A 16137-nucleotide genomic window follows, 5' to 3' on the forward strand; every position below is an offset into this window, starting at 1 on the left:
CAGCATGCGCAACATCACAACATGAGCTGGAAGCCCTGCCGGCAGGGCCGAAAAAGGACGCAGAAAGTCCGCTTGCCAATGGCTGCGACAGCCGAAGAAGGCTGTCGAAAACCATGCGGAAAAGCCTTAGCCGGTGTTGCGCAAGCCGGCGGCGATGCCTGCGACGCTCACCAGCAGCGCCTGTTCCAGCGGGCTTTCTGGCGGGTTTTGCTGGTGCCTCGAGCGAGCCAGCAGCTCGATCTGCATGAGGTGCAGAGGGTCGAGATAGGTGTTACGCAAGCTGAACGCCTCAAGGGTTTCAGGGCTGTGCTCGAGCAGTTCCGACTGTTCGGTCAGCCCCAGCACAACGGCCAGGGCCTGCGACAATCGGTCACGTAAATCGTCGCCCAGCGGTTTCAACTCCGGGCTGACCAGGCGCTCGTCATAGCGCCGGGCGACTGCGGCATCGGTTTTGGCCAGGACCATTTCCAGCATGTCGATGCGGGTGGTGAAGAACGGCCAGCGCCGGATCATGGTTTTCAGCTGCTCGCCTTCGCCGCGCTCCAGGGCAACCTTCAGCGCCTGCTCCCAGCCAAGCCAGGCTGGCAGCATCAGGCGGGTCTGGGTCCAGGCGAAGATCCAGGGAATCGCCCGCAGACTCTCTACGCCACCTTCACGCCGTTTGGATGGGCGGCTGCCCAGTGGCAACCGGCCTAGTTCCTGTTCGGGCGTAGCCTGACGAAAGTATTCGACGAAGCCCGGATGGTCGCGCACCACACCACGGTAGGCGGCCACGCCCTCCTCGGCCAGCTGATCCATAAGTTCGCGCCAGCCCGGCTCAGGCATCGGCGGCGGCAATAGCGTCGCTTCCAGCACAGCGGCCAGGTAGAGATTGAGATTCTGCTCGGCAATGTCGGGCAGGCCGAACTTGAAGCGAATCATTTCGCCCTGTTCGGTGGTGCGGAAGCGCCCGGCTACCGACCCCGGAGGCTGAGACAGGATCGCCGCGTGGGCAGGCCCACCGCCGCGCCCTACCGTACCGCCGCGACCATGGAACAGCAGCAGTTCGACCTGATGGGCGCGGCAGATCTCGACCAGGCTTTCCTGGGCGCGATACTGTGCCCAGGCCGCCGCCGTGGTACCGGCATCCTTGGCGGAATCGGAATAGCCGATCATCACTTCCTGCGGACCGTCCAGGCGCTGCCGGTAGCCCGGCAGGCTCAGCAGCCGTTCGATACTGGGCCCGGCATTGTTCAGGTCTTCAAGCGTCTCGAACAAGGGCACTACACGCATCGCGCGTTGCAGGCCGGCCTCCTTGAGCAACAACTGAACGGCCAGCACATCGGAAGCCTGACGGGCCATGGAGATGACATAGGAGCCCAGCGACTCGGTACTCGCCTGGGCGACCACGCGGCAGGTGGCCAACACCTCGGCAGTCTCCTCCGACGGCTGGAAGTGCGGCGGCAACAAGGGCCGACGGCTGTCGAGCTCGCGCTGCAGGAACTCCAGGCGCTGTCCTTCATCCCACTGGTCATAGCGACCCAGGCCAAGATATTCGGTGATCTCGCTCAGGGCAGCGCTGTGTCGGGCGGAGTCCTGGCGAATGTCGAGGCGCACCAGGAACAGCCCGAACGCAGTGGCGCGCCGCAGAGTATCCAGCAGAGCGCCATCGGCGATCACGCCCATGCCGCAGGCATGCAGCGAGCGGTAGCACAGCTCCAGCGGCTGGCGCAGTTCGCGGTTGTCCCGCAGCACTGCCGCAGGCTCGGAGCTGCCAGGTTCGCGCGGGGCGCTGGCCCAGTCTCGCGTTGCTTGAAGGCGCTCGCGCAGGCCTTTGAGCAGTTCGCGATAGGGTTCGGCAGCCTCACCCGTGTGCTGCAGCAGTTCGTCGCTGGCAGTCTGCATCGACAAAGCAGTGATCAGGCTTTCGACGTCGCGCAGAAACAGCTCCGCAGCCATTCCCCGCGCCAACAGAAGCACTTCGTGGGTCACTGCCGCAGTCACATTGGGATTGCCGTCGCGGTCACCGCCCATCCAGGAAGCGAAACGGATCGGTGCAGCATCGAGCGGAAGATGCAGACCGGTGCTGCTGGAGAGCACCTTGTCGGTGTGCCGCAGCACGTTGGGCAGCGCCTGCCAGAGTGAATTCTCGATGACGGCGAAGCCCCATTTGGCCTCCTCCACCGGCGTGGGCCGAATGCGGCGGATCTCCTCCGTGTGCCAGGCCTCGGCGATCAGCCGCTGCAGGTGCAGTTCAATTTCGGCCAGCTCCGCTGTGCTGAGGTCGCTATGGTCACGTGCGGCAAGCTGGGCGGAAATGGCGTCGTATTTCTGGATCAGGGTACGCCGCGACACCTCGGTCGGATGCGCAGTCAGGACCAGCTCGATTTCCAGCTGAGCCACCTGGCGCGCAACGTACTCTTGGTCGAAGTTCTCTGTCTTGAGCCTTTCCAGCAGCTTACGCAGCACGCCGTCCTCGAAGGGCGGCAGCTCATCGGGCCGACGGCGCCGCACGCGATGATGCTGCTCGGCGATATTGGCCAGGTTGAGAAAATGATTGAAGGCGCGGGTCATGGGCAACAGCTCGTCGTCGCTCAGCCCGCCGAGGGTCTCCTCCAGCTGTCTGGCTCCATCAGCCGAGCCGAGTCGCGCGGCCTTGGCGCCCTTGCGAATTCGCTCGATCTTCTCGAAGAAAACCTCGCCGTGCTGCGCGCGGATGGTGTCGCCCAGCAACTCGCCGAGAAGATGAACATTCTCGCGCAGTCGCGCATCGATTATCGCCATGAACCTTCCCCAATAACCGCATCGTTGAACTGGCACCCGCTCTGCACTGGGCACGAGCGGAGCATGGAAGAAATATGGACCAGAGTGCCCAGCGCATCCGCCGAAGACAAGTTCCGCCCGCTTCTTTGGCGGAACGATTACGCCCCGGCGGCCTCACAAAAACATATCCCACCCATTCGCACCCATTCAGGGGGCCGGAGCGGGAAGCGGCACTTAGTGAATCATCAGGTAAACAAGCACTGGAGACAGGCCATGAAAACCAACACCCTCGAACGATTCCAGCTGCCCAAACTGGCAGCCGTTGCATTGGGTGGAATTCTGCTGGCTGGCTGCGCCGGCAATCCGCCCACCGAACAGTTTGCTGTAACCGAGTCGGCCGTACGCAGCGCAGTGAGCGCAGGCGGAACCGAATATGCAGCGGTGGAGATGCGTACCGCTCAGGAAAAATGGAAGCAGGCCGAAATGGCCATGCAGCGTGAAGACTATGAAGAAGCCCGTTTGTTGGCCGAGCAGGCCGAGTGGGACGCACGTGTAGCCGAGCGCAAGGCTCAGGCAGCCAAGGCACGTAAAGCGGTGGAGGAAGCCCAGCGTGGCGTTGATGACCTGCGCGAAGAAAGCATGCGCAGCGTGACTCAGTAACTCCGGCCAGCCCTTCAAGTCTGAACAAAGGAAGATTCGCCATGAATAAACTACTGACATTGCCTACCGTTCTGGCCATGAGCATTGGCCTCGCCGCTTGCTCCTCTCAGCCTAATCAGAACCTCGAACAAGCTCGTACGCAGTTCGCCCAGTTGCAGAGCGACGCTCGCTCCAGCCAGCTGGCCGCGTTGGAAACCGAAGACGCCGCGCGAGCGCTGGAGAAAGCCGACAAGGCCTATCTCGGTGATGCAAACGAGGAGAAAGTCGATCAGCTGGCCTACCTGGCCAAGCGCCGAATCGAACTGGCCGAGCAGACCATCGCCCTGCGCACCGCCGAGCAGGACATCGAGAAGGTTTCGGCCAAGCGTGCCGAGGCACGCCTGGAGTCACGTGAAGAACAGCTGCGCCGTCAGCAGGATGAAATCCGCCGTTTGCAGCAGGACCTGCAAGCCAAACAGACCGAGCGCGGTACCCTGGTGACCTTTGGAGATGTTCTGTTCGACTACGACAAGTCAGACCTGAAGCCCGCCGGCATGCGCGACATTCAAAAGCTGGCTGACTTCCTCAATGAAAACCCCGAGCGCAAGATCGTGGTGGAAGGCTATACCGACAGCACCGGTTCTGACGCCTATAACCAGCAACTGTCCGAGCGCCGTGCAGAGTCCGTCCGCCGCGCCCTGACTCGTGCAGGAGTCGATATGCAGCGGATCCAGACTGTCGGCTATGGCAAGCAGTACCCGGTTGCGAGCAACGATTCGAACTCCGGTCGGGCGATGAATCGTCGTGTCGAAGTGACGATTTCCGATGATGACCAGCGCGTTGCCCCGCGCTCTTCCATGCGCTAATGGCTGGTGAACCTTCCAGGGATGGAAGGTCGCTGTTTAGCTCCGTAAAGCAGGCTGGGCTTATTGGCTATGTCCGCTTTGTGCATTGTGGAGCGATAAAAGCTTCGTGCCGAGGGTGGCCACATATTGCGCACGGATCTCGTGGGAGGCGCGACCCCGCGCCGAAGATGGCAAGGTCCCACACAGTCTTGGTAACAGCCAACAGCTGGCCAACCGATATTCGGTCTCTTATAGCCCCTGCTCCGAGCAGCGTACGGCACGCTTCTGATTGTCCACCAACACGCCTGTCAGGCCTTTCTGCTGTGTGTCGAACAACACCAGCACGCCATCGATGCATTGCGCGATCTGGGGCGCAGGCTTGAGCGAAATTCGATAGTCCTCGCCGGGGATGGTCTTGAGCATGGTGTAGTCCGCCAGCAGCAGCGCATCCTGAGGCTTGGCGATATGCAGGTAGCCGTAATACCAAAGCACCCCGACAGTAGCGGCGACAGTGCCCATGGCAGTGATGATCAGCGGGATGGCATTGCGTTCAGACATGTCTTGTGGACTCAAAGAATATTGGCGTAGTCAGCCTCGATTCGATCGAGACTCAAATGATTGAGGAAGTTGGAGAAGCACATCCAGGCCGAAAGCGCGTTGAGGTCCTGGAACTGCTGCGGCAGGTAACGCGGCGGTGCGACCATGCCTTCATCAACCAACTGGCGCAGTGTGCGCATGTCTTCCAGCGTGGTCTTGCCGCAAAACAGCAGCGGGATGTGCTCGAGCTTGCCTTGCCGCACCGCCAGCTGGATGTAGTTGTAGACCATGATGAAACCCTTCAGATAGGACAGATCCTTGGTGAAGGGCAAACCATTGGGCAGTGAGCCACGGAATACGCGGTTGGCGTTGCTATAACACTCCTCCTCGTCGTAACCCTGCTCGCGGAAGAAGCCGAACACGTCGAGGAAATCCGCGCCCTCCTCGGCCATGTGAATGGCGCGGGTACGGTTGGTGAGCTTGCGTAGCCGGGTCGGATATGAGGCAAAGGCAATCACTTCCATCAGGATCGCCAGGCCCTCCTGGGTCACCGTCGAGGAAGGCGGACCCTTGGCCAAAAAGGTGCAGATCGGCTGGTTCTGGCCGTTTAGCGTAGTGCCGACATGCACCAGACCCTCATGCACTTCCAGGGCACGCACGTCGCGCTCGTTGAATATCGCATCGCTGCGGATCTTGATGTAGTCGGCGCCGGCTGCCGCATCGGCGAGAATGCCATCGGATTCGAACACCCGGATCACACCCTCGCCTTCGCCGAACACCGGGTCCAGACGGCGTTGCAGCATCTCCACCGCCTGCGGCGCGGTGAGCGTCTTGGGCTCGTCCTTGAGGTCGCTGCGGTCGTCGATATTGTTCAGGTAATCCGACAGCATCAGCCCGAGGTCCGCAAGCGTCGGGTCGCCGGCGTGGAAAGCATCGGAAGCCGCGCCGTAGAGTTCCTGGGAGATCAGCCCGAAGTCCGCCGTGCCACGCGCTTCGAGCATGCGGATCACCATGCGGTACTCGCGGCACATGCGCCGCATGATCTGCCCCACCGGGCTGAACTGGCCGAGCTGGCGGGTAATATCCCGCTCGATGTTCTGAAACTCTTCCTTCTTCGCGGCGGAATCAAAAGCCAGAGGACGGGCCTCATACCAGCTGCGGTCAACCTTGGGCAGCTCGCGGCAGCCAGAGGCGAAAAAGCCCTCGCGGATGCTGTCGTCCCACTTCACCGCATCCAGGATCCGCACAGGGGCCTGTGCCTCGACGATACGATCGGACAGCGCACGTACCGTGCGTTGATAGTCATCCAGCGTGTCAGGAGTGTTCATCGCTACCTCTCTGGATCGCAGTGACGGTTTACCGGGCAGCAAGGGCGCTGCCCGGCACAGGTTCCGTCAGACCTCGGGGCGCATGTGCGGGAAGAGGATCACGTCGCGGATCGACGGAGAATTGGTCAGCAGCATCACTAGGCGGTCGATACCGATACCCTCGCCGGCAGTCGGCGGCATGCCGTATTCCAGCGCGCGGACGAAGTCGGCATCGAAATGCATGGCTTCGTCGTCGCCGGCGTCCTTCTCGGCCACCTGGGCGTGGAAGCGCTCGGCCTGATCCTCGGCATCGTTCAACTCGGAATAGGCGTTGGCAATTTCGCGACCGCCGATAAACAGCTCGAAACGGTCGGTGACGTTGGGGTTCTTGTCGTTGCGACGCGCCAGCGGCGAGACCTCGAACGGGTACTCGGTAATAAAGGTCGGCTGCTCTAGGCGATGTTCGACCAGCTCTTCGAAGATCATCACCTGCAGCTTGCCCAGGCCTTCGTGACCCAGCAGCTTAGCGCCGGCCTTCTTGGCGATCTCGCGGGCCTTTTCCAGGTCGTTGAGGTCGTCGGCCGTGATCTCAGGGTTGTACTGCAGGATGGAGTCGAACACCGACAGCCGCGCAAAGGGCTCGCCGAAATGGAACACCTTGTCACCGTAGGGCACGTCAGTGCTGCCGAGCACGGCCTGGGCCAGCTCGCGGAACAGCTCCTCGGTCAGGTCCATGTTGTCTTCGTAGTCGGCGTAGGCCTGGTAGAACTCGAGCATGGTGAACTCGGGGTTGTGCCGGGTCGAAACGCCTTCGTTGCGGAAGTTGCGGTTGATCTCGAACACCCGCTCGAAGCCGCCCACCACCAGGCGCTTGAGGTAAAGCTCAGGCGCAATGCGCAGGAACATCGGCAGGTCCAGCGCGTTGTGATGGGTCTCGAAGGGCTTGGCCGCGGCGCCGCCGGGAATGGTCTGCAGCATCGGCGTTTCCACTTCGAGGAAGTCGCGCTCGGCAAGGAACTTGCGAATATGGGCGATGACCTGGGAGCGCACGCGGAAGGTGTGGCGGGTTTCCTCGTTGACGATCAGATCGACGTAGCGCTGGCGATAGCGCTGCTCGGTATCGGTCAGGCCGTGGTGCTTGTCCGGCAGCGGGCGCAGGGATTTGGTCAGCAGACGCACGTTGGTCATGTTGACATACAGATCGCCCTTGCCCGAGCGCGCCAAAGTACCTTCAGCAGCAATGATGTCGCCCAGGTCCCAGGTCTTGACCGCTTCCAGGGTTTCGGCAGGCAGGCCCTTGCGGTCGACGTAGACCTGCAGGCGACCGGTCATATCCTGCAGCACCATAAAGGCACCGCGGTTGAGCATGATGCGCCCGCCGATCTTCACCTTGATTGCCGCCGCTTCCAGCTCTTCCTTGCTCGTGTCGGCGTATTTCAACTGCAGGTCGTTGCAGTAGCTGTCGCGACGGAAGTCATTTGGGAAGGCATTGCCCTGCTCACGCACGGCAGCAAGCTTTTCCTTGCGCTGGGCAATCAGCTTGTTTTCTTCCTCTTGGATGGCGTGCTGGTTCAGCGGTTGTTCGCTCATGGTCAGTTTTATTTCCGATCGCGCGGGTCGTCTCGACCCATGAATTGGCTAGCTAATAATGATGGCCGTGTGGTTTGAAGCGTAGCGAGTTGGCTGGCAGGCGGGTGGAAAACGGTGGTCTGGTCGCGGTAAGTGAACACTTGCCCTACCTGACATTCGGTGGCGAGCCACCGAATGTGCCGTTTCACTTCAGCCTGAACAAGCGCAATAGCTTACAGACCCTGCTTCAGACTGGCTTCCAGGTACTCGTCGATATCTCCATCCAGCACCTTGTCGCAGTCGCTGCGCTCGACGCCCGTGCGCAGATCCTTGATGCGCGAGGCATCGAGCACGTAAGAGCGGATCTGGTGGCCCCAACCGATATCCGACTTGGAGTCTTCCAGCGCCTGCGACGCTGCGTTGCGTTTCTGCATCTCCAGCTCGTACAACCTGGCCCGCAGCATTTTCATGGCGGTGTCCTTGTTGGCGTGCTGGGAACGTTCGTTCTGGCAGGCCACCACGGTGTTGGTCGGTACGTGGGTGATACGTACCGCCGAGTCGGTGGTGTTTACGTGCTGACCACCCGCACCGGAGGAGCGGTAGGTGTCGATGCGCAGGTCGGCCGGGTTGATCTCGATTTCGATGTTGTCGTCGATTTCCGGCGAGACGAACACCGCGGTAAACGAGGTGTGCCGACGGTTGCCAGAGTCGTAGGGGCTCTTGCGCACCAGGCGATGCACGCCGCTTTCGGTGCGCAGCCAGCCAAAGGCGTATTCGCCCTTGATATGCAGGGTCGCGCCCTTGATGCCGGCGACTTCGCCTTCGGACAGCTCGATGATGGTGGCGTCGAAACCGTGCTTGTCGGCCCAGCGCAGGTACATGCGCAGCAGCATGTTGGCCCAGTCCTGAGCCTCGGTGCCACCGGAGCCGGCCTGGATATCGAGGTAGGCGTTGTTGGGGTCCATTTCACCGCTGAACATGCGGCGGAATTCCAGCCCTTCAAGAATGCAGCGCAGGCGGTCCAGCTCGACCACCACATCGTCGACGGCGCTCTGGTCGTCCTCTTCGACGGCCATGTCCAGCAGGTCACGGGAGTCAGCCAGGCCGCTCTGCAGCTCGTCCAGGGTCTCTACGATCTGGGCCAGGGTGGAACGCTCACGACCCAGGTTCTGGGCGTATTCGGGGTTGTTCCAGACGTTGGGGTCTTCGAGTTCGCGGTTTACTTCGACGAGACGATCATGCTTGTTATCGTAGTCAAAGATACCCCCGAATCGACAGGGTGCGCTCGGACAGGTCCTTGATGCTGTTGACGATCGGGTTGATTTCCATAGGTAGGCAGCTCTCAAGCGGACGTTTCGAAAAGCCGCAGATTATAAACCCAGCAGGCCATCACTGACAGCCCACCGGATCGGATGGTGAATGGGCCGCCGCCGTCAGGCCGAGACCTCCCGGACCTGGGCTTCAAGCTCGGCCTTGAGCGCCGGATCGAGATTGAGCTGACGTGCCAACTCGTCGAGATAGGCGCGCTCCATGAAGTGCTCTTCGTCCACCATCAGTACGCTGGCCAGGTACATTTCCGCTGCCATTTCAGGTGACGTCGCCTCTGCCGCTATGACGGACGGATCCAGCGGCTTATTCAACTCGGCATCGAGCCAGCGCTGCAGCTCGGGGTCGCTGGTCATTTTGGCCAGTTCCGCATCGATCAGTTGGCGCTCGCGCTCATCGACATGGCCATCGGCCTTGGCCGCGGCAATCAGCGCCATGAGGATGCCGCGGCTGTGTTCTTCGGCCTGTGCCGGCGGTAGACGATCAATGGTCATCGGCACAGGCTGCGCCGTGGCGTTGGCATTGCCCTGCTGCTGCGCCTGCCAGTTACCGAAGGCCTTGTATGCCAGCACGCCCAGCGCGGTTAGGCCACCGTAGGTGATGACCTTGCCACCCAGCTTGCGGGCCTTGCGATTGCCCAGCAGCAAACCCATGGCTCCTGCCGCCAGCGCTCCTCCGCCTGCGCCGGACAGTAGGTTGCCCAGCCCGCCGTTAGTCCCGCCGCGCCCAAGCAGATCACCTAGCCCGCCTGCGCCGGAAGCCGGATTTGATGACTGTCTGTTTTGCAGCAGGTCCTGGCCGGACTTCAGAAGTTGATCGAGCAAACCACTGGTTTTCATGAAAGACCTCATGGAAATGAGCAGATAAAGGGCAGCCCTGTCAGTCGGGTATGCCGGAAGCGGAACGTAGCGGTGTATCCCGGTGCGCAGCACGAACATACTGCGGCGGCCAGGCGAACGACGTCTCGCGCAGATCTTCAGCCGCATGCATCGGCCAGTAAGGGTCGCGCAACAACTCTCGGGCAAGCAGGATCAGATCAGCCTGCCCTGTACGCAGGATGTGCTCTGCCTGAACTGCCTCGGTGATCATGCCGACCGTGCCGGTGGCAATCTCGGCTTCGCGGCGGACCCGCTCGGCAAATTGCGTCTGGTAGCCCGGCCCCACGGGGATTTCCGCATTGGCAGCGGTGCCTCCCGAAGACACGTCGATCAGATCGACTCCCAGTGCTTTCAGACGCCGTGCCAACTCAACGGTTTCATCCGAGTTCCAGCCATCCTCGACCCAATCGGTGGCCGATAGACGTACGAACAGCGGCAGTTCGTCCGGCCATACGCCACGCACTGCTCCGGTCACCTCAAGCAGTAGACGGATGCGGTTCTCGAAGGAGCCGCCATAAGCGTCCTGACGCTGATTGGAGATAGGGGAAAGAAACTGATGCAGCAGATAACCGTGCGCCGCGTGCACTTCGGCCACCTTGAATCCCGCTGCCAGGGCCCGCTCGGCGGCACGCACGAAAGCCTCCACCACAACGCCGATAGCGGATTCGTCCAGCATCTCGGGGATGGCGTGCTGCGGATCGAAGGCAATGCTGGACGGCCCCACCGGCGTCCATCCCCCTTCGCTAATGGGCACGCTGCCATGCTTGCCAAGCCACGGCTGCCAGGTGCTGGCCTTGCGCCCGGCGTGGGCCAACTGGATGCCGGCGACCGAACCCTGGGCTTCAATAAACCGGGTGATGCGCCGCAGCGGCTCAATCTGCTCGTCCTTCCAGAGGCCCAGATCTTCGGGTGAGATTCGACCTTTGGCAGTTACCGCGGTCGCTTCGATGATGACCAGCCCGGCGCCACCAACCGCGCGGCTGCCCAAATGGACCAGGTGCCAGTCGTTGGCCATGCCATCACGGGCCGAGTATTGGCACATGGGCGAAACGGCAATGCGATTGGGCAAGGTGAGCTGGCGCAGGCTGAGCGGCTGGAAGAGTTGGGTCATGACGGCCTCTACTGTCTGAATGCGTATTGGACACCCTTCAGTAGAGACCGTTTCTTCGCCTATGCCCAGCCTGCGCAGGCGAGGTCGCTGGTCAGGCGGCGCTGACCTGTACCGTCACGCCGTTGAGCGCCGCGTTACCGGAGACGTCCAGCAGGCGTTCATCGGTCAGGTCGTTGCAACTCACGCCCGGCTGCTGCCGCGCGATATCCAGCTGCACGCCCGGCCGCGCGTGCCCCCAACCGTGGGGCAGGCTGACCACGCCAGGCATCATATCCTCGCTCGCCAGCACCTCCACCTCGACCACGCCAACCCGGGAATGTACCCGCACACGCTGCCCATCCTGCAGAGCTCGCGCCGCCATATCGGCCGGATGCATCAACAACTGATGGCGCGGCTTGCCTTTCACCAGACGCTGGTAGTTGTGCATCCAGGAATTGTTGCTACGTACGTGGCGACGGCCGATCAGCAGCAGATCTTCGCTCCGGGCCTGTGGTTCGGCGGCGAAGCGCTGCAGGTCTTCCAGCATCAGGGTTGGTGCGGCCTGGATACGCCTGTTCGGGGTTTTCAGGCGCCGCGCCAGGTTCGGCTTGAGCGGCCCGAGGTCCAGCCCATGGGGATAGTCCTCCAGCGCCGCGAGGCTCAGCTTGCGTTCGGAACGCTCGCCATAAGGGCCGTGGCGCAGGGCCAGGTCGATCATCTGTTGCGGTGACAGGGTCGGTTTGAGTTCGGCTCCCGCCCGTGTCGCGTAGGCCTTGGCCAGCTCGATAAAGATTTCCCAGTCGTGCAGCGACCCCTCGGGCTTGGACAGTACCGGCTGGTTGAAACGGGTAACGTTGCGCACCGCGAGCAGATTGAACGTCGCGTCGTAATGGTCGTGCTCCAGCGGTGCGGTGGGCGGCAGAATGAGGTCGGCGTAGCGGGTCGTTTCATTGATATAGAAGTCGACGCTGAGCATGAAATCCAGACCATCCAGCGCCTGCTCCAGCTTGCGCCCGTTGGGGGTGGAGAGCACCGGGTTGCCGGCCACGGTAATCAGCGCACGTACCTGCCCTTCCCCGGGCTCGAGCATTTCCTCGGCCAGTGCCGCGACAGGCAGTTCGCCGCCGTATTCCGGCAACTGCGAAACCCGACTGCGCCAGGCCGCGAAATGGCCGCCCGAGGTGGTTTCCACCAGATCCACGGCAGGCTCGGTGCAAAGCGCGCCGCCGACCCGATCGAGATTGCCGGTGACCAGGTTGATCAGCTGTACCAGCCACTGACAGAGCGTGCCGAAGAGCTGGGTCGAAACACCCATGCGCCCATAGCAGACCGCCTTGTCCGCTGCTGCAAAATCTCGCGCCAGCTGGCGAATCTGCTCGGGTGGAATACCGCAACGGGCGCTCATCGCTTCGGCGCTGAAAGCGGCTATTGCCGTGCGTACTTCTTCGAGGCCGTCCAGCGGGAGTTCGCTGACACGCGTCAGGCCTTCTTCAAATAGGGTGTTGAGCAGACCGAACAGCAGCGCCGCGTCCTGTCCGGGGCGCACGAACAGGTGCTGATCAGCGATTGCTGCGGTCTCGCTGCGCCGCGGGTCAACCACTACCAGCTTGCCGCCGCGGGCACGGATCGCCTTCAGTCGCTTCTCCACATCGGGCACGGTCATGATGCTGCCGTTGGAGGCCAGCGGGTTGCCGCCGAGGATCAACATGAAATCGGTGTGATCGATATCCGGTACCGGCAGCAGCAGGCCGTGGCCGTACATCAGATGGCTGGTGAGGTGATGCGGCAGCTGATCGACCGACGTGGCCGAGAAGCGGTTGCGTGTCTTCAGCAAACCGAGGAAGTAGTTGCTGTGGGTCATCAGCCCGTAGTTGTGCACGCTCGGGTTGCCCTGGTAGATGGCCACGGCATTGGCGCCATGGCGCTCGCGGATCTCAGTCAGGCGCTCAGCTACCAGTTCGAAGGCCTCATTCCACCCAATTGGCTGCCATTCATCGCCGCAACGGAGCATCGGGTGGCGCAAGCGATTGGGGTCGCTCTGAATGTCTTGCAGCGCCACCGCCTTCGGACAGATATGGCCACGGCTGAAGCTGTCGAGGGGGTCGCCCTTGATCGAGAGGATTTGCTCGCCTTCGGTCTGGATGGTCAGGCCGCAGATGGCTTCGCACAGATGACAGGCACGGTGATGGACGCTGATGTCGCTCATTTCGGGTTCCCGCATGGCGCTATTGTTGTCCTGCCACTCTAGGCGCCGCAGCCGCGGGCAACAATCGAACGTTCTGCCGGGGAATGCCAGCCGATTCAGCCGGCCTATCTTGTCAGTCAGCGCGGAGCGATATGGGCCACCATCAGCTGTACGCTTTCGCGGCCGCGAAACTCGTTGACGTCCAGCTTGTAGGCCAGATCGGCCCAGCGCACGCTGGGATTGGGCCAGACGTTCCGGTCGATGTTGAATGCAATGCCGTCCAGCGTCAGCGAACCGCACTCGCTGCGAACCACCATCTTCAGATGCCGTTCGCCAACCAGACGCTGTTCCACCAGCTGGAACACTCCATGGAACATGGGCTCGGGGAAATGTTGCCCCCACGGACCGGCGTTACGCAGCGCCTTGGCCAGCTCCAGGTGGAACTCCTCGATGCTGAGCTGACCGTCAGTCAGCAGGCGACCGGTGAGGTCGTCCTCGCACAGCTGACGTCGCACTTCCGCATCGAAGGCCACGGTAAAGGCGCCAAAATTCTCTTGCGGCAGCGACAAACCCGCCGCCATGGCATGGCCGCCGAATTTGCTGATCAAGCCAGGGTGGCGGGCGGCCACGGCGTCCAGTGCATCACGGATATGAAAGCCTGGCACCGAGCGCGCCGAACCTTTGAGCAGGCCGTCACCGGCATCGGCGAAAGCGATGGTGGGCCGGTGGTAACGCTCTTTCAGGCGGGACGCGAGGATGCCGATAACGCCTTGGTGCCAGTCCGGCTCGAACAGGCACAGGCCAAACGGCATGTCGTCCAGCGGCAGATCCTTGAGCTGCGCCAGGGCTTCGCGCTGCATGCCCTGCTCGATGCTCTTGCGATCCTGGTTGAGCTGATCGAGCTGCACCGCCATGTCACGAGCCAGAGCCTCGTCGTCACAAAGCAGACATTCGATGCCCAGCGCCATATCGTCCAGGCGCCCCGCCGCGTTCAGCCGTGGCCCAAGGATAAAGCCAAGATCGGTGGAGGTGATGCGTTTGTGGTCTCGCCCAGCGACCTCGAGAATCGCGCGCAGACCCGGCCGCGCCCGCCCGGCACGGATTCGCGCAAGGCCCTGATGCACCAGAATGCGGTTATTGGCATCCAGCGGCACCACATCGGCAACGCTACCCAGCGCCACCAGATCCAGCAGTTCGGCCAGGTTTGGTTCGCTCCAGCCATTGCGAGCAAACCAGCCGGCCTCACGCAGTCGCGCTCGCAACGCCAAAAGCACGTAGAAGATAACGCCAACCCCGGCGATGCATTTGCTCGGGAAGGCGCAGTCGGGCTGATTGGGGTTGACGATGGCATCAGCGGCCGGCAGGTCAGGCCCTGGCAAATGGTGGTCGGTAACCAACACCTTCAGCCCGGCGGCCTTGGCCGCGGCGACGCCATCCACACTGGAAATACCGTTATCTACCGTTACCAGCAGGTCGGGCTGACGCTCCAGCGCCACGGCAACGATCTCGGGCGTCAGTCCATAGCCGTACTCGAAACGGTTGGGCACCAGATAGTCCACATGCGCCGCACCAAGCTGACGCAACCCCAGCACCCCCACCGCACTGGCGGTGGCGCCGTCGGCATCGAAATCGCCGACGAAAAGAATCCGCTGGCGCTGTTCCAGGGCTTGGACCAACAACTCGACCGCCGCATCAATGCCCTTGAGCTGAGTGTAGGGAATCAACCTGGCCAGCCCCTTGTCCAGCTCCTGCGCAGACTGCACGCCCCGCGCTGCATAGAGGCGCGTCAGCAAAGGCGGCAGGTCGCCCAGGTCAGGCAGCTGTGCAGGAAGTGGTCGGGGTTCAATGCGCATGGAATCGGGAGTCTCGGCTTGCTAGTCGCTTGAAATAAGTGTTTGGCACCGGCTGGTCCAGGCTAGCGCTCGCCCACCAGCCAGCTCAGGGAAACCTCGAACTGGCCACGCTCGTCGGTGATGAACAGCGTGCCGTCACTGATCATCACGCCCCACTGGATACTGCGTGGCAAGTCCTTGACCAGATCGGCCAGGCTGTCCGACTCGACGGCTGCAATGGACAGGTTCTTCAGTCCTTTCACCGCATCCACCACCTTGCCCTGCCAGACCCGCAGATTGCCGTAGGCCACCAGACTTATGCGCTCGGCACGCCGTGAACACCAGACCAGACGCTCGGCATCCGGCTGGCCCACTTCGATCCAGTGCAAGACGCGGCCGTCCAGACTCTTCTCCCATAGCGCCGGCTCATCCACATCCGACAGTCCGCGGCCAAATGCCAGCTGCTCGCTGTACCACAAGGCGTAGGCAATCAGCCGAATGCCCAAGCGCTCCTCTGTTTCGGAAGGATGGCGCGCCACGGTGAAACGCAGGTTTTCATAAACGCCGCGATCGAGATCGGTGAGATTGAGCTCGACCTTATAGGGAGTCGCTTGCAGGGCCATGGGGCATTACCTGGAAAAAGTGGCGCAGTCTAACAAACCGTGACATCAGGCTGTTAACTCGCCGCCGGCGGGCTATGAGCTGCAGCTCTACCCGTCGCAGGCGCCTGAACAAGCACCGGATAGAATGCTTTGACAATCATTCTCATTCTGTTTAGCATCGCCGACATCAAACAGCCTCAACGGGTAGTTCATATGTACGTCTGTCTTTGCCAAGGTGTTACCGACGGTCATATTCGTGATGCGATTTATGAAGGCTGCTGCAGTTATGGGGAAGTACGCACCGCAACTGGCGTCGGCACCCAGTGTGGTAAATGTGCCTGTGTTGCCAAGCAGGTCGTGCGTGAAACCTTGAGTGATCTCCAGTCGGCCCAGGCCAGTCTCGCCTACCCCGCCGCCTACGCCAGCGCTTGAGCACCAGTAGATATCAAGAAAACCGGGCATCGCCCGGTTTTTTTATGCCCGCAAATCAAGGCCTTGGCCCCCATCGTAGAACGGAAGCATTCTTATTGCGTTTTGCCTTTTGCATTCAATGACTTAGGTTTGACAGGCCTGCAGTTCATGGCC

At 61.8% G+C, this 16137-nt stretch carries 13 protein-coding genes; 3 read left to right on the plus strand and 10 right to left on the minus strand.

Annotation, left to right across the window (positions count from 1 at the left end):
- Positions 1 to 126: 126 nt before the first annotated feature.
- Entirely contained in the window at positions 127 to 2763 is a 2637-nt protein-coding gene (ppc, locus tag BN1079_RS03970) for a phosphoenolpyruvate carboxylase (protein ID WP_037022477.1), read from the minus strand.
- A 252-nt stretch (positions 2764 to 3015) separates the two neighbouring features.
- Between ppc and BN1079_RS03975 the strand changes: the two genes are divergently transcribed.
- Complete coding sequence (locus BN1079_RS03975) at positions 3016 to 3402, plus strand: DUF4398 domain-containing protein (protein WP_037022480.1); 387 nt, start codon at positions 3016 to 3018, stop codon at positions 3400 to 3402.
- 41 nt (positions 3403 to 3443) lie between these two features.
- Positions 3444 to 4247 carry a lipotoxin F family OmpA-related lipoprotein LptF gene (locus BN1079_RS03980; protein WP_037022482.1) on the plus strand — a complete coding sequence of 268 codons (804 nt, stop codon included), beginning with the start codon at positions 3444 to 3446 and terminating at the stop codon, positions 4245 to 4247.
- 228 nt (positions 4248 to 4475) lie between these two features.
- Here the strand turns inward: BN1079_RS03980 and BN1079_RS03985 are convergent, their stop codons facing one another.
- The 9 genes from BN1079_RS03985 to BN1079_RS04025 form a co-directional block, all read right to left on the minus strand.
- Entirely contained in the window at positions 4476 to 4784 is a 309-nt protein-coding gene (locus BN1079_RS03985; RefSeq protein ID WP_037022485.1) for a PA3694 family proteiin, read from the minus strand.
- Positions 4785 to 4795: 11 nt separating this feature from the next.
- A complete protein-coding gene (locus BN1079_RS03990) occupies positions 4796 to 6091 on the minus strand; it encodes a flavohemoglobin expression-modulating QEGLA motif protein (RefSeq protein WP_037022486.1) in 1296 nt (431 codons plus the stop codon).
- A 66-nt stretch (positions 6092 to 6157) separates the two neighbouring features.
- Positions 6158 to 7660, minus strand: coding sequence for a lysine--tRNA ligase (gene lysS, locus BN1079_RS03995; protein WP_037022487.1), 1503 nt, complete (start codon positions 7658 to 7660; stop codon positions 6158 to 6160).
- Positions 7661 to 7872: 212 nt separating this feature from the next.
- Positions 7873 to 8968 (minus strand): peptide chain release factor 2 gene (gene prfB / locus BN1079_RS04000; protein WP_125838813.1). Its coding sequence is split into 2 segments (ribosomal slippage): positions 7873 to 8895 and positions 8897 to 8968, totalling 1095 coding nucleotides; the frame shifts between segments, so codons are not numbered across the junction.
- A gap of 104 nt (positions 8969 to 9072) precedes the next feature.
- Complete coding sequence (locus BN1079_RS04005) at positions 9073 to 9804, minus strand: tellurite resistance TerB family protein (RefSeq protein ID WP_037022488.1); 732 nt, start codon at positions 9802 to 9804, stop codon at positions 9073 to 9075.
- 40 nt (positions 9805 to 9844) lie between these two features.
- Complete coding sequence (locus BN1079_RS04010) at positions 9845 to 10954, minus strand: NADH:flavin oxidoreductase/NADH oxidase (RefSeq protein ID WP_037022490.1); 1110 nt, start codon at positions 10952 to 10954, stop codon at positions 9845 to 9847.
- A gap of 91 nt (positions 10955 to 11045) precedes the next feature.
- On the minus strand, positions 11046 to 13139 hold the full coding sequence (locus tag BN1079_RS04015; RefSeq protein ID WP_037022492.1) for a molybdopterin oxidoreductase family protein: 2094 nt from the start codon (positions 13137 to 13139) through the stop codon (positions 11046 to 11048).
- Between the two features lie 116 nt (positions 13140 to 13255).
- Positions 13256 to 14971 carry a single-stranded-DNA-specific exonuclease RecJ gene (recJ, locus tag BN1079_RS04020; protein ID WP_037022494.1) on the minus strand — a complete coding sequence of 572 codons (1716 nt, stop codon included), beginning with the start codon at positions 14969 to 14971 and terminating at the stop codon, positions 13256 to 13258.
- Between the two features lie 62 nt (positions 14972 to 15033).
- Positions 15034 to 15573: a YaeQ family protein gene (locus BN1079_RS04025; RefSeq protein WP_037022496.1), complete on the minus strand. Its 540-nt coding sequence runs from the start codon at positions 15571 to 15573 to the stop codon at positions 15034 to 15036.
- A 192-nt stretch (positions 15574 to 15765) separates the two neighbouring features.
- Between BN1079_RS04025 and BN1079_RS17230 the strand changes: the two genes are divergently transcribed.
- Complete coding sequence (locus tag BN1079_RS17230) at positions 15766 to 15984, plus strand: bacterioferritin-associated ferredoxin (RefSeq protein ID WP_074436854.1); 219 nt, start codon at positions 15766 to 15768, stop codon at positions 15982 to 15984.
- The last annotated feature ends 153 nt before the right edge of the window (positions 15985 to 16137 follow it).

This window comes from Pseudomonas saudiphocaensis, from assembly GCF_000756775.1.
GTDB classification, from domain to species: Bacteria; Pseudomonadota; Gammaproteobacteria; order Pseudomonadales; family Pseudomonadaceae; genus Stutzerimonas; species Stutzerimonas saudiphocaensis.